The sequence below is a fragment of the Luteimonas kalidii genome, from assembly GCF_029887935.1.
Taxonomy (GTDB): Bacteria; Pseudomonadota; Gammaproteobacteria; order Xanthomonadales; family Xanthomonadaceae; genus Luteimonas; species Luteimonas kalidii.
In genome coordinates this window covers 195,563-207,490 of the sequence record NZ_JARXRO010000018.1, presented here as the reverse complement: position 1 = coordinate 207,490, position 11,928 = coordinate 195,563, and the positions used below count along the sequence as shown (strand labels likewise).

General features: G+C 72.2%; 16 protein-coding genes. 9 read left to right on the top strand and 7 right to left on the bottom strand.

Annotated elements, in window-relative coordinates; genetic code table 11:
- Nucleotides 1–123: 123 nt before the first annotated feature.
- Together QFW81_RS11900 and QFW81_RS11895 are read left to right on the top strand one after the other, a co-directional pair.
- Nucleotides 124–735 (top strand): DNA-3-methyladenine glycosylase I, encoded by a 612-nt coding sequence (locus tag QFW81_RS11900; RefSeq protein WP_280578990.1) that lies wholly within the window; start codon nt 124–126, stop codon nt 733–735.
- Between the two features lie 218 nt (nt 736–953).
- Nucleotides 954–1,937, top strand: coding sequence for an alpha/beta hydrolase (locus QFW81_RS11895; RefSeq protein ID WP_280578988.1), 984 nt, complete (start codon nt 954–956; stop codon nt 1,935–1,937).
- 112 nt (nt 1,938–2,049) lie between these two features.
- Here the strand turns inward: QFW81_RS11895 and QFW81_RS11890 are convergent, their stop codons facing one another.
- The 4 genes from QFW81_RS11890 to QFW81_RS11875 all read right to left on the bottom strand — a co-directional run bounded on the left by QFW81_RS11890 (nt 2,050) and on the right by QFW81_RS11875 (nt 3,475).
- Nucleotides 2,050–2,361, bottom strand: coding sequence for an NrsF family protein (locus QFW81_RS11890; protein ID WP_280578987.1), 312 nt, complete (start codon nt 2,359–2,361; stop codon nt 2,050–2,052).
- A complete protein-coding gene (locus QFW81_RS11885) occupies nt 2,361–2,678 on the bottom strand; it encodes an NrsF family protein (RefSeq protein WP_280578986.1) in 318 nt (105 codons plus the stop codon). The genes QFW81_RS11890 and QFW81_RS11885 overlap by 1 nt, the downstream gene beginning before the upstream one ends.
- A gap of 15 nt (nt 2,679–2,693) precedes the next feature.
- Entirely contained in the window at nt 2,694–3,167 is a 474-nt protein-coding gene (locus QFW81_RS11880; RefSeq protein ID WP_280578985.1) for a DoxX family protein, read from the bottom strand.
- 26 nt (nt 3,168–3,193) lie between these two features.
- Nucleotides 3,194–3,475: a BufA1 family periplasmic bufferin-type metallophore gene (locus tag QFW81_RS11875; RefSeq protein WP_280578984.1), complete on the bottom strand. Its 282-nt coding sequence runs from the start codon at nt 3,473–3,475 to the stop codon at nt 3,194–3,196.
- Between the two features lie 190 nt (nt 3,476–3,665).
- Between QFW81_RS11875 and bufA2 the strand changes: the two genes are divergently transcribed.
- From bufA2 to QFW81_RS11855, 4 genes are all read left to right on the top strand, one after another.
- A complete protein-coding gene (bufA2, locus tag QFW81_RS11870; RefSeq protein ID WP_280578983.1) occupies nt 3,666–3,953 on the top strand; it encodes a BufA2 family periplasmic bufferin-type metallophore in 288 nt (95 codons plus the stop codon).
- A 101-nt stretch (nt 3,954–4,054) separates the two neighbouring features.
- On the top strand, nt 4,055–4,855 hold the full coding sequence (bufB, locus tag QFW81_RS11865) for an MNIO family bufferin maturase (RefSeq protein WP_486624488.1): 801 nt from the start codon (nt 4,055–4,057) through the stop codon (nt 4,853–4,855).
- Nucleotides 4,852–5,652 (top strand): DNA-binding domain-containing protein, encoded by an 801-nt coding sequence (locus QFW81_RS11860; RefSeq protein ID WP_280578982.1) that lies wholly within the window; start codon nt 4,852–4,854, stop codon nt 5,650–5,652. Before bufB ends, QFW81_RS11860 begins: the two co-directional genes overlap by 4 nt.
- A 164-nt stretch (nt 5,653–5,816) precedes the next feature.
- The gene (locus tag QFW81_RS11855) at nt 5,817–6,341 is read left to right on the top strand and encodes a sigma-70 family RNA polymerase sigma factor (protein ID WP_280578981.1); all 525 of its coding nucleotides are present in this window, start codon (nt 5,817–5,819) and stop codon (nt 6,339–6,341) included.
- A gap of 24 nt (nt 6,342–6,365) precedes the next feature.
- Here the strand turns inward: QFW81_RS11855 and QFW81_RS11850 are convergent, their stop codons facing one another.
- Nucleotides 6,366–6,923, bottom strand: a complete 558-nt coding sequence (locus QFW81_RS11850; RefSeq protein ID WP_280578980.1) for a DUF3228 family protein — start codon at nt 6,921–6,923, stop codon at nt 6,366–6,368.
- A gap of 262 nt (nt 6,924–7,185) precedes the next feature.
- Here QFW81_RS11850 and metF point away from each other — a divergent pair, with 262 nt between their 5' ends.
- Nucleotides 7,186–8,010, top strand: a complete 825-nt coding sequence (gene metF / locus QFW81_RS11845) for a methylenetetrahydrofolate reductase [NAD(P)H] (RefSeq protein ID WP_280578979.1) — start codon at nt 7,186–7,188, stop codon at nt 8,008–8,010.
- Between the two features lie 76 nt (nt 8,011–8,086).
- Here metF and QFW81_RS11840 read toward each other — a convergent pair whose 3' ends face one another.
- The gene (locus QFW81_RS11840) at nt 8,087–9,202 is read right to left on the bottom strand and encodes a GGDEF domain-containing protein (RefSeq protein ID WP_280578978.1); all 1,116 of its coding nucleotides are present in this window, start codon (nt 9,200–9,202) and stop codon (nt 8,087–8,089) included.
- Between the two features lie 178 nt (nt 9,203–9,380).
- Between QFW81_RS11840 and QFW81_RS11835 the strand changes: the two genes are divergently transcribed.
- Together QFW81_RS11835 and QFW81_RS11830 are read left to right on the top strand one after the other, a co-directional pair.
- On the top strand, nt 9,381–10,052 hold the full coding sequence (locus tag QFW81_RS11835) for a hypothetical protein (protein ID WP_280578977.1): 672 nt from the start codon (nt 9,381–9,383) through the stop codon (nt 10,050–10,052).
- Nucleotides 10,053–10,148: 96 nt separating this feature from the next.
- Entirely contained in the window at nt 10,149–11,060 is a 912-nt protein-coding gene (locus QFW81_RS11830; RefSeq protein ID WP_280578976.1) for a branched-chain amino acid transaminase, read from the top strand.
- A 22-nt stretch (nt 11,061–11,082) separates the two neighbouring features.
- On the opposite strand, the gene QFW81_RS11825 is transcribed toward QFW81_RS11830, so the two are convergent.
- Nucleotides 11,083–11,850: a protein-L-isoaspartate(D-aspartate) O-methyltransferase gene (locus QFW81_RS11825; protein ID WP_280578975.1), complete on the bottom strand. Its 768-nt coding sequence runs from the start codon at nt 11,848–11,850 to the stop codon at nt 11,083–11,085.
- Nucleotides 11,851–11,928 lie beyond the last annotated feature (78 nt).

The window sequence follows — 11,928 nt, the reverse complement described above, 5'->3', positions numbered from 1 at the left end:
ACCGGCCGCGCGGCAACACGACGGGCGCCTTCGGGCGCCCGTTCCGTTTCCGGCGTGCCAGCGCTTGTCGTCGACACGCGCCGGTCCTACGCTGCGGCGCACCGCCCGCATGGATCCGACCCGATGACCGACCCGACCATCCCCGGACCCGATGGCCGCCCGCGCTGCCGCTGGTGCGCGGCGGCGCCCGAGTTCTTCGACTATCACGATCGCGAGTGGGGCTTTCCGGTCGGCGACGACCGCCGCCTGTTCGAGAAGCTGTGCCTGGAAAGTTTCCAGTCGGGCCTGAGCTGGCGCACCATCCTGGCCAAGCGCGAGAACTTCCGCGCCGCGTTCGCAGGTTTCGATTTCGATGCGGTGGCGCGCTTCGGCCCGCGCGATGTCGAGCGCCTGCTCGGCGATGCCGGCATCGTCCGCCATCGCGGCAAGATCGAGGCGGTGGTGAACAACGCCGCGCGCGCGCAGGAACTGGTCGCCGCCGAGGGTTCGCTCGCCGCCTTCGTCTGGCGCTACGAGCCCGCGCGGGAGACGGACGCGGACCCGCTCACGGCCTCGACATCGCCCGAATCGATCGCGCTGTCGAAGGAGCTCAAGCGCCGCGGCTGGGCCTTCGTCGGCCCGACGACCGTGTACGCCTTCATGCAGGCGATGGGGCTGGTGAACGACCACGCGCACGCCTGCGTGATTCGCGCCCAGGTCGATGCGGCGCGCGCGGCGTTCGACCGGCCGCGGTAGACGATGCCGCCTGCGCGGCGGAGCCGGCGGGCAACACGTGCCGCGATGCTTCCGGTGACAGAACGCTCGCACGGTCCTGCGGCGTTCGCACGACAGCGCCCGTCGATCCGCGTGCGGCCGGCCGGCCGCACATGCCTGGGCGCGCCGCCGGGCAGCTGGAGCTTGCCGCGACAACGCAGGTTCGTGAGAATCGGTCGATCCCGAAGCGCGGTGCCGTGATGGTCCGGAATGCGTGGCTCCCGTTCCTCCCGGCGCTGTGCGCACTGGCCTGCGCCGCCGCGCCAGCGCAGGCGGCACCGCCGATGCCGCCGGATACCGCGCACGCAGGAGGCGTGCCGGATGATCGCCCCACCCCCCGCGTTCCGCTCGAGCACCTGCCGGCGCTGGCCGGCGACTACTTCCGCATCGATTCCGCTTACACCGGTCGCCCCCATCACGTCTACGTGCGCCTGCCGGAAGGCTACGCCGCCGACCCGGACCGGCGCTGGCCGGTGGTCTACCTGCTCGATGGCGACAGCCTGTTTCCGCTGCTGGCGCCCACGCACCTGTTCCTGCACTACGACGAGCAGTTGCCCGAGGCGATCGTCGTCGGCATCGCCTACGGCAGCTTCGATCCCGCGATCAACCGGCGCCATGTCGACTTCAGCGCGCCCGGCCCCGACACGCCCGACGGCGAAGGGGGCGCCCCCGCATTCCTGGCGTTCCTGGAGCGCGAACTGCTCCCGATGGTCGAGGGGCGCCATCGTGCCGATCCCGGCCGACGCGTGCTGGTCGGCCAGTCGCGTTCCGGCTACTTCGTGCTCTGGTCCGCGCTGCGCCGACCGGACCTGTTCCTCGGCCGCGTCGCCAGCAACCCCGCGTTCTCGCGCACCCGGGCGGACCTGTTCGCCGAGGCGGCCGCGCACACGCGCGACGATCTCGCCGTGGTCGTCGCCAGCGGCGCCCGCGACCAGGCCTTCCGCATGGACGATGCGCGGGCGTGGATGGACGCCTGGCGCGCACACGGGGACCGTCCCTGGGCGCTGCACCACGAGATCCTCGCCGACGGGACGCATGCGGCCAGCATCGGCGAGGCCTACCGTCGCGCGATGCTCGTGCTGTTCCGCGACGGGATCACCGCGGCCAAGGCGCAAACCCGGGCGAAGGACGCCGCGAGCCCCGCCGCGCCGTCACGCCAGGCCCCGGTACGGCCCGCGCCATGACCACGGCCGCGTCGGCGCGCTCCGCGGCGTCAACGCAGCATTGTTTCGTCGGACGCCTCGCGCGCCGCCCGCCACGCCTGCGCGATTACCCTCACCAGCGCAGCCACCGCGCTCACCAGCGCAGCCACCGCGGCAGCAGGACGCGCCCCGCCAGCGCGCACGCCAGCACCGGTACGAAATGCCACAACGCCCAGTGCTGGAAATCCCCCAGCGGGCAGGACAGGCCGTAGACCGCGCTTCCCAGCGCACCGCTGGCGATGCCGGCGTACAGTCCGGCGCGTGCCGGGAACGCCGGCGCGCCGCGCCGCAACCAGTGCACCAGCACCCCCGCCACCAGCGCGGCGCTGGCCGTGCCCAGTGCGGCGCACTGCCAGTGCCCGTCCACCCCGCCCGCCGCGGCGGGGTGCGCACCCGGGATCGCCATCAACGCGAGCGCCGACNCGCCGCCAGGCAGACCACCCAGAACGCCGCCGGCCTGCCGGAACGCTGCGGCCACGCCATGCGGATCGCGGCGGACGCCGCGGCGAGGCCGAGTGCGGCCAGCAGCAGTTCTCCCACCACGAACCACCGCCCGGCCGAGCGCAGGATCGTGACCGGCTGCAGCCCGAACAGCAGGTGCACGACGACCGCGGTGGCGGACACGGCCAGCGCCATCGCCATCCATCCGGTGCGCGCCCGCTGCGGGCGTACCGGCTGCAGCTCCGCGGCGAGTCGTGCGATCAGCGGATTGTCGTGGTCCATGGCGTCATCCCTTCATCAGGTACGCGCGACGCCCTGCGGCATCCGGATCCGGTCGGCGAGCGGGCGCAACATCGCATCGAGCGAGAACATCCCGCCGCCGCGCGAGAGCAGCACCAGCGCGAGCGCCGACCAGAGCAGATGCGTGGGCCACGCCGCAGGATAGACGAAGACCTGGATCACCAGGGTCATCGCCAGGATGCCCGCGGCCGCCACCGGGGTCGCGAGCCCGCAGAGCAGCAGCAGCGGCAGCGCGAATTCGCCCCAGGTCGCCAGCGTGGCCGCGAGGTCGGCCGGCAGCGGCACGCCGGCATACTCTTCGGCGAACAGGAAGCGGGTCGAGTCGCTGACCTGCAGCCAGCTGCCCTCCACGACCTTGGTGCGCCCGGAGCGCCAGAACACCACCGCCAGTCCGATCCGGGCGGCCAGCAGGCCGAGGCTTTCGCCCACCGGGCCCGCCAGCGCGGCGCGGACCCGGTCGCATGCATGCATTGCGGCGCCGAGTGTGGTGCGCGCGCTCAACGCTGCACCGGCTCGAGCGAGCCCGCCCCCTTGGGCGTACGGATCTTCTCGCAGGTGCCCGCGTCCACCAGCGTCCAGGCATCGCCCTGGTAATCGCGGGTGGAGGTGCCGGCGCAACTCGTGCCGGGTCCGGCGGCGCAGTCGTTCTGCCCGGCCTTGGCGACGCCGTAGCACTTTTCCTTCTGAGGCTTGGCTTCCTGCGCGACCGCGGTGCCGGCCAGCGCAAGGGCGACGCCTGCCGCCAGGACCAGGCCGGGAATTCGGGTGGGGGTCTGCATCGGTGGATTCCTCTTGTCGGGTGGTGCGACCACGCACGATGCGGGTCGCGTCTCCACGGGTTCGCGGCAGGGGGCGATCCGGTTACAGCCCGGTTCTTTTTTTTCCACCTGTAACCCGACGCCCCCGTTCACCGAACCCCCGGTGTCGACCGGATGCCGGCGGCGCCTTCCCAACGAACCAGGACACCTGATGAACACTTCCGCATCACGCCTCTCCGCGATCGCCGCCGCCGCGGCCACCCTCGTCCTCACCGGGGCGGCCATCGCCGCCGACGCCCCCACCGGCAGCAAGGGCCGCGCGCTCGACAGCGACGACACCGTGCACTGCTACGGCATCCACGCGTGCAAGGGCCAATCCGACTGCTCCACCACCGAGCACGCATGCAAGGGCCAGAACGGGTGCAAGGGCCACGGGTTCAAGGCGCTCGCGGCCGGCGAATGCCTGTCGCGGGGCGGCACCATCGGCGACCTCGGGTGAGCGAGCGACACCGGCCCCGCCTTCCCGCCGGGCGGGCGGGGCCACCGCCGCACGCAGCCACCCGGTCGGCGATCGCCCCGTTCGCGGGCTTCGGCCTGGGCATGCGCCGCGAGCATTACCCGGCGTTCCTCGCGGGCGAAGCGAACGTGGATTTCGCGGAGGTGATCTCCGAGAACTTCATGGTCGAGGGCGGCCGCCCGCTGGACACGTTGCGGCGCGTGCGCGCGCACTATCCGGTGGTGCTGCACGGCGTCTCGCTGTCGATCGGCTCGGCGCACGGCGTCGACGACGCCTACCTGGCCCGGCTGCGACGGCTCGCCGACCGGATCGAACCACTGTGGGTGTCCGACCACCTGTGCTGGACCCGCACCCATGCCCACAACAGCCACGACCTGCTGCCGCTGCCCTACACCGAAGACAGCCTGGAGGCGGTCTGCGCCAACATCCATCGCGCGCAGGACGCGCTGGCACGTCCGATGCTGTTCGAGAATCCGTCGAGCTACTGCCGCTTTCCGCACGACACCCTGGCCGAATGGGAGTTCATCGCCGCGATGGTCGCGCGCACCGGCTGCCAGCTCCTGCTCGACGTCAACAACGTATACGTCAGCGCGCGCAACCACGGCTGGGACGCGCGCGCGTATCTCGACGGCCTGCCGCTGCAGCAGGTGCGCCAGATCCACCTCGCCGGGCACACGCCCGGAGAGCTACTGGTCGACACCCACGACCGTGCGGTCTGCGACGAGGTGTGGGCGCTGTACGCGCACGCCGTGGCGCGCTGCGGGCCGGTGGCGACGATGATCGAGCGCGACGGCGACATCCCCTCGCTGGACGTGCTGGAGGCCGAACTCGACCATGCGCGCACCCTGGCCGCCCGTGCCTGTCCGGCGGAGCGGGCGGCATGAACCTGGCCCAGGTCCAGGACCGGTTCCTCGCCGGCATCCTCGATGAGGCGGCGGAGTGGCCGGCGCAGTGGGACGCGAGGATGGCGCGCGGACTGGCGGTCTACCGCGAGAACCATCGCCACGCCCTGATGGAGGCGATGCAGTCCACGTTCGAGCGCACGCGGCGCTGGGTGGGGGACGCGGCGTTCGCCGCGGCCGCCGCGCACCACCTGATCCTGCGTCCACCCACCGGCTGGACCCTCGATGCGATCGGCGACGGATTCCCCGCGACCGCCGCCGCGCTGTTCCCGCGCGACCCGGAGGTCGGCGACCTCGCAGCGCTCGAGTGGGCGATGCACTGCGCGTTCACGGCCGCCGACGGCGGTTGCCTGGACCTGGACGCGTGGCGCGCGGCCACCTGCGGGTTCACCGCCGACGACTGGGCCGGGATGCGCCTGCGCCCCGGGCCCGCACTGGTCGTCCTCGACGTGGACAGCGATTGCGTCGGCCTGTGGCGTGCGCTGGCCGACGATGGCGCCTCGCCCCCACCGCCGCCGACCGGACGCGCGGCCTGCGCCATCGTATGGCGCGAGGGTTGGCAGCCGGTGTGCTGCCTGGCCACGCGCGTGGAAGGCGAGGCCCTGCGGCGGATCGCGGCGGGCATGCCATATGGCGCGCTGTGCGAATGGCTGCTCGGGCAGGCCGCCACGCCGGAGGAGGCCGCGCGCGAGGCGGGCAGGATGCTGGCCTGGTGGCTGCAGTCGGGCCTGCTGGCGGAGGTGTCGTCGCCCTCCGCCGGCGACCACGGGCCCCCATGACGCCGCTGCATTCGCGCGCGCCGGGCGGGGGATCGCAGGCCACCGCCGTCCGGCACCCCGCCTCCTGCCGCAGAATGGATCCCCCGCCAGGCGGAAGGACCAGGTTGACGGACGCTTCGACACGAACCGCCGAGACCGCCTTGCGCGAGGATCGGGAGGCCCTCATGCGGGCCGCACTCGACGGCGACCAGGCCGCGTACGCCACCCTGCTGCACGGACTGGACGGGTGGCTGCGCAGCTACTTCCGATCCCGCCTGCCCGCGGCCGCAGTGGACGACGCGGTGCAGGAAGCGCTGATCGCGGTGCACGAGAAGCGCCACACCTACCGCCCCGGCCTGCCCGTGCTGCCCTGGGTGGCGGCGATCGCGCGCTACAAGTGGATCGACTGGCTGCGCGCCCTGCCGCGAAACGAGGATCCCCTGCTCGACGAACTCGCCGACATCCCGCGCGATGCGCCGGCGCAGGCGGTGGTGGACCTCGAAGCGCTGCTCGCCCGGCTGAAGCCGGCGCAGGCCCGCGTGATCCGCCTGGTCAAGCTGCAGGGATTCAGCGTCGCCGAAGCCAGCCGCAGGACCGGGCAGTCCGAATCCCTGGTCAAGGTCAACATCCACCGCGGCCTGGCGCTCCTGTCGCGGCAGGTCCGCGATGCCGCGCCCGACACCGGCGCATGCGGGACCGGCCCGGGCTGATCCCGCTGGGCGGTGCCGCGGTCGCTAGGGCCGCCAGTTCGCGTTGCGCTCCCAGAACCCGACGCTGCGCCGGTAGGCCTCGCGGTCCAGCGGCATGCCCGAGCCGCCCTCCTCCACGCCCAGGGCATTGCGCATCATGGTGACCGGCGCCATCGGGATCTCCTCCGGCTCGGCGGTGTACAGGCAGCCGACCACTCCCCAGTCGCCATCGATCGGTGCGTCCTCCTTCGCCAGCTGCTCGGCGCTGTAGAGAATCGCGACCAGATATTCCGCCACCGGCGGCTCGACCCCCTCGAACCAGCGCACCAGGACCGGAAGCTCGTCGCGCGTGCGGGCTTCGTAGGCCGAATGCAGCAGGTGCCGGTTGCCATCGGTGACCGGCACCGTGAGGCAGCGGGTCGAGGTCCAGTTGCGGTGCACGTGCAGCTTGCAGAACGGCGCGTAGCCGTCGAGGACCCGCATCGGGGCGTGCTCATTGAGGTGCCGCTCGAACTGCGCCGGCGTGCAGTCCTGGATGGTGTTGCCGCGCGGTTGCCGCGGGAACAGGCGCGTGCGCGCGAACGGGGTGAGGATGATGCGCATCGATACATGATGCCGCAGGCAGTCCGCGGATCGTCTCCGCGACGCGTCGCCGCAGGACAGCGGGGCGGCACACGCGCCCACGACGCTCTTCCAGCGTGCCTTTTCGATGCACGGCCTACGCCGGCGGACGTGGCTGTGCAACTGGGGGCGCCGTTCGGTCGCGGCCTGGACGTGCGACGTCGCGCAAGGGCTCCCGAGAAACTCTTATCATCCATCGCGATATAGAGATATAATCCTGCCGACTCCGCCCCGGCCGCCGTCGATGATCCCCGTCAGCTTCGAGTTCTATCCGCCCAAGACCGACGAACAGCGCGTGCAGCTCGACCGCACCGTGTCGCGCCTGAAGGGCCATGCGCCCGAATACGTCTCGTGCACCTTCGGCGCGGGCGGCTCGACCCTGAGCTACACCGCCGACACCGTGCGCCGGCTGCTGCAGGACCATGGTCTCGATGCAGCGCCGCACCTGTCGTGCGTGGGCGGCACGCGGGACGAGATCGCCGCGCTGCTCGACCAGTACCGCACGCTCGGCTGCCGCCGCATCGTCGCCCTGCGCGGCGACCTGCCCTCCGGCATGGGCCATCCGGGCGACCTGCGCTACGCCGCGGACCTGATCGCCTTCATCCGCGCGCGTCACGGGACGCACTTCCACATCGAGGTCGGCGCCTACCCGGAAATGCATCCGCAGGCCGAGGACGCGCTGGCGGACCTGCGTCATTTCAAGGCCAAGGTCGACGCCGGGGCCGATGCCGCGATCACGCAGTACTTCTACAACGCCGACGCCTACTTCCATTTCGTCGACGCGGTGCGCGCACTCGGGGTCGGGGTGCCGATCGTACCGGGGATCATGCCGATCTCGAATTTCGCCCAGCTGCGCCGCTTCTCCGAGCAGTGCGGCGCCGAGATCCCGCGCTGGATCGCGAAGAAGATGCAGGCCATGGGCGACGACGCCGACGCGATCCGGGAGTTCGGCGCCGACATCGTGGCGCGCCTGTGCCGGCGGCTGGTCGACGGCGGCGCGCCGGCGCTGCACTTCTACACCCTCAACCTGGCGAAGCCGACGCAGGCGGTGCTGGCGAGGATCGCCTGACCGGCACGCCGGTCGCGTCCACGCGTGCGTCGGGACCGGGCCGGGTTCGTCGACGCAGTGCCCCGGGCGACCTGCGTCAGGCGTGCTCGGTACGGTTGCGGCCGGCCAGCTTGGCGCGATACAGGGCGGCATCCACGTCGCCGTAGAAGGCATCCGCGTCTTCGTGGCGAGCCGGATCGAATTGCCCGCAGCCGATGCTGACGGTCACCGCGACCTCGCGGTCGAGCGCCTGCACGGGCTGCGCGGCCAGTGCCTCGCGAAACCGTTCCGCACGCTGCGAGGCCTGCGGACGATCGGCCTGGATCACCACCCCGAACTCCTCGCCGCCGAGCCGCACCGGCAGGTCGCCCGGTTCGCGGAAATGTTCGCGCAACCGCTCCGCCAGCGCGACCAGGCAGGCGTCTCCTGCGCGATGGCCGAGGCTGTCGTTGATGCGCTTGAAATGGTCGACGTCGATGATCAGCAGCGAGACGGCCCGACCCGGGGCGGCGCCATCCACCGCCCGCACCAGCGCGGCGCCGAATTCGCGCCGGTTCGCGATGCCGGTCAGGCCATCCACCTGGCTCTGGCGCTCGAACAGGTCGCGCTGCTGGCGCAGGTCCTCTTCCAGTTCCAGCCGCGCCCGGTATTCGCGATGGCTGCGCCGCAGCACCATCAGCATGTACAGCATGTACACGCCCCACATGATCGCCACCCATTGCGACGCGCCCTGCCACAACACCCACTGGCTGGGCACCATCACGCACAGGATGGCCAGCACCGCCGGCGTGGTGCGCATGCACATCGTGTGCGCCAGCGCCATCCCGAACGCGCCCGAGAACAGCAGCGCCACCAGCGGCGCCGGCTCCGTCAGCGCGGCGAAGGTCCAGGCGCTGAACGCGCCCCAGAGGATCGTCGATCCGAGCACCACCGCCCACAGCAGCCGCAGCTTGCGGCGGGCTTCCCCGATATCGGGCGCCGCGGACGGGCCGATCAGGCAGCGCGCGATCGCCAGCGCCAGCAGGCCACCCACCACCGCGACCGCCTGCCAGCGCCACGCCCCCGCGCCCGCGGCGAAGAACGCCAGCAGCGCCGCGACCGGATAGAAGAAGCCTCCCAGGCGCGCGCGCTCGCAGCTCTCGCGCAGTTCCTGCAGCAGCAGGTTGCGACCGCGCTGCCCCGCGCGCTGCTCGATGAATTCGTCCTGCGGCATGTGTTGCGTCGTCACCGCGCCTGCGCGCGGTCCCTCCCCCTCGACCCGGCCCTAGCGTACCCCCGCGCCACCCGGCTGCCCATGGGTCCAACATGAACGGCACGGCGGCGCGGCGAGCGCCTGAACGCACCGCGATGCCGGACTTCCCGCGCGCCGGGCGCGGCGATAGGCTGCGGCCATGCCGCACCCGGTCCTTCTCCGCGCCCTCGCCCTGCTGCTCCTGCTCCCGCTGGTGGCGCCGGCGTCCCCGGCCCACGCCCAGATCCGCCGCTGCGTCACCGACGACGGCAGCCATGTGTACACCGACCGCGCCTGCAAGGACCTGGGCGCCACCGAGCGCGTCCCGCGCCAGGGCGTGGCGGAGCCGGGAGGGCGCCACATCCGCCGCGACTGCAGCCGCAACCTGCGCGACCTGGTGTTCGAGCTCACCTCCGCGATCGACGGACGCGACGTCAATCGCCTGGCCGGGATCTACCACTGGCCCGGAACCTCGTCGCGCACGGCGTACGCGATCATGGGGCGGCTGGACGCGATCGTGAACCGGCCCCTGGTCGACATCAGCCCGCTGCAGCCGCCGCCACCGCCGACTCCGGTCGCGGCGGCCCCCTCCGGCAGCCTCACCTGGCGCAGCCCCGGGGGCCCCGGGATGCGCGTCGCGACGAACAACCCGACCCGCGACGCGGACGCCGCCCTGCCCGATTCGGTCCGCGCCGCCGTCGAACGCGGGCAGCAGGCGCGACGGGCCCCGACCGGGCTGGTGGTCGACCAGACGGTGGCCAACCGCATCACGCCGCTGCAGACGGTGTTCTCCCTGCGCCGGCACCTCGGGTGCTGGTGGGTCAGCCTGTAGCGGACGGGGCACGCCTGCCGCGGGCGTCGCGGCACACGGCGCGTTCCACGCCTTGCGATCGGGCAAAATGACGCTTTCGAACCTCGAGGGCGGCGCATGCAGTACCCGGACTGGATCTGGCACAACGGCGCGATCAAGCCGTGGGCCGAAGGCACCACCCACGTCATGTCGCACGCGCTGCACTACGGCTCGTCCGTGTTCGAGGGCATCCGCTGCTACGACACCGCGCAGGGGCCGGCGATCTTCCGCCTGACCGACCACAACCGGCGCCTGTACCTGTCGGCCAAGATCCACGAGATCGACATCCCCTACGCGCTGGACCAGATCAACGCCGCCTGCCGCGAGGTGATCGCCGCCAACGGCAACACCACGGACTACCTGCGCCCGGTGGCCTACCGCGGCCTGGGCGGCTTCGGGCTGTCGGCCGAGACGCCGGTCGACGTGGCGGTGGCGACCTGGAAGATGGGCAAGTACCTGGGCGACGAGGCACTGTCGAACGGGATCGACGCCTGCGTGTCGAGCTGGCAGCGGTTCGCGCCCAACACCCTCCCGGCCGGCGCCAAGGCCGGCGGCAACTACCTGTCCGGCACCCTGGTGGCGCGCGAGGCGCGGCGGCTGGGATTCGGCGAAGGCATCGCACTGGCCTCGACCGGCCTGCTCAGCGAGGGCGCGGGCGAGAACCTGTTCCTGGTGTTCGACGGCGCCCTGCACACCACGCCGGTGAGCGCCGCGCTGCTCAACGGCATCACCCGCAACTCGATCATCACCCTGGCGCGCGATGCGGGCCTGACCGTGGTCGAGCGCGACCTGCCGCGCGAATACCTCTACCTGTGCGACGAGCTGTTCATGTGCGGCACGGCGGCGGAGATCACGCCGATCCGCTCGGTCGACGGCCGCCAGGTCGGCACCGGCAAGGCCGGTCCGGTGACGCGTCGGATCCAGGACCTGTTCTTCGGGCTGTTCGACGGCCGCACGCAGGACAGGTACGGCTGGCTGGAGGCGGTGTAGCCCGGGCGCGCGACACAGGCGCCTAGCGTTCGCCGCGGTCCCGCTCGGCCGCATCGCCGGTCAGCGGGACGAACCGCACCGCGGCCACCACACGTTCGTGCAGGCTGCCGTCCTCGCGTTTTTCCACCACCCGCAGTTCCTGGGTAGCGTGCAATGGGCCGACCGGGATCACCAGCCGACCGCCGGGCCTGAGCTGCTCGAGCAGCGGCGCGGGGATGCGCTCGGGCGCGGCGGTCACCACGATCGCATCGAACGGGGCGTGCTCCGGCCAGCCGGCGTAACCGTCGCCGCTGCGCACCGCGAAGTTGCTGTAGCCCAGTTGCCGAAGCGTCAGCGCCGCCCGCGTCGCCAGCGGGGTCACGATCTCGATGCTGGACACGTCGGCCGCCAGCTCGGCCAGCACCGCCGCCTGGTAGCCCGAGCCGATGCCGATCTCGAGCACGCGGTCGCCCGGCGCGGGGCGCGCGAGCTGGGTCATCAGCGCGACGATGTAGGGCTGGGAAATGGTCTGGTCGTGCCCGATCGGCAACGGCTGGTCGAGGTAGGCCTGGTCGGCGAGCGCTTCGGGCACGAAGCGGTGGCGCGGCACCTTGCCCATCGCGGCGAGCACGCGCGCGTCCTCGATGCCGCGTGCGACGAGCTGCTGTTCGACCATCGCCTGGCGCGCCGCGGCCATGTCGTCGCCACCGCCACCGGGTTGCGATTGCGCGCAGGCCGCGACCGGCACGCAGCACAGGCCCAGCAGCCAGCGCCACAGGCGGAGTCTCGATTTCGAGGGTGTCGCGGACATCGCCGTCTCCGTGGGCCAGCTGGCGATGGCCCCGATCATCGCATGCCCGCGATCGTCATCGCGATCGTTGCCCGGCGT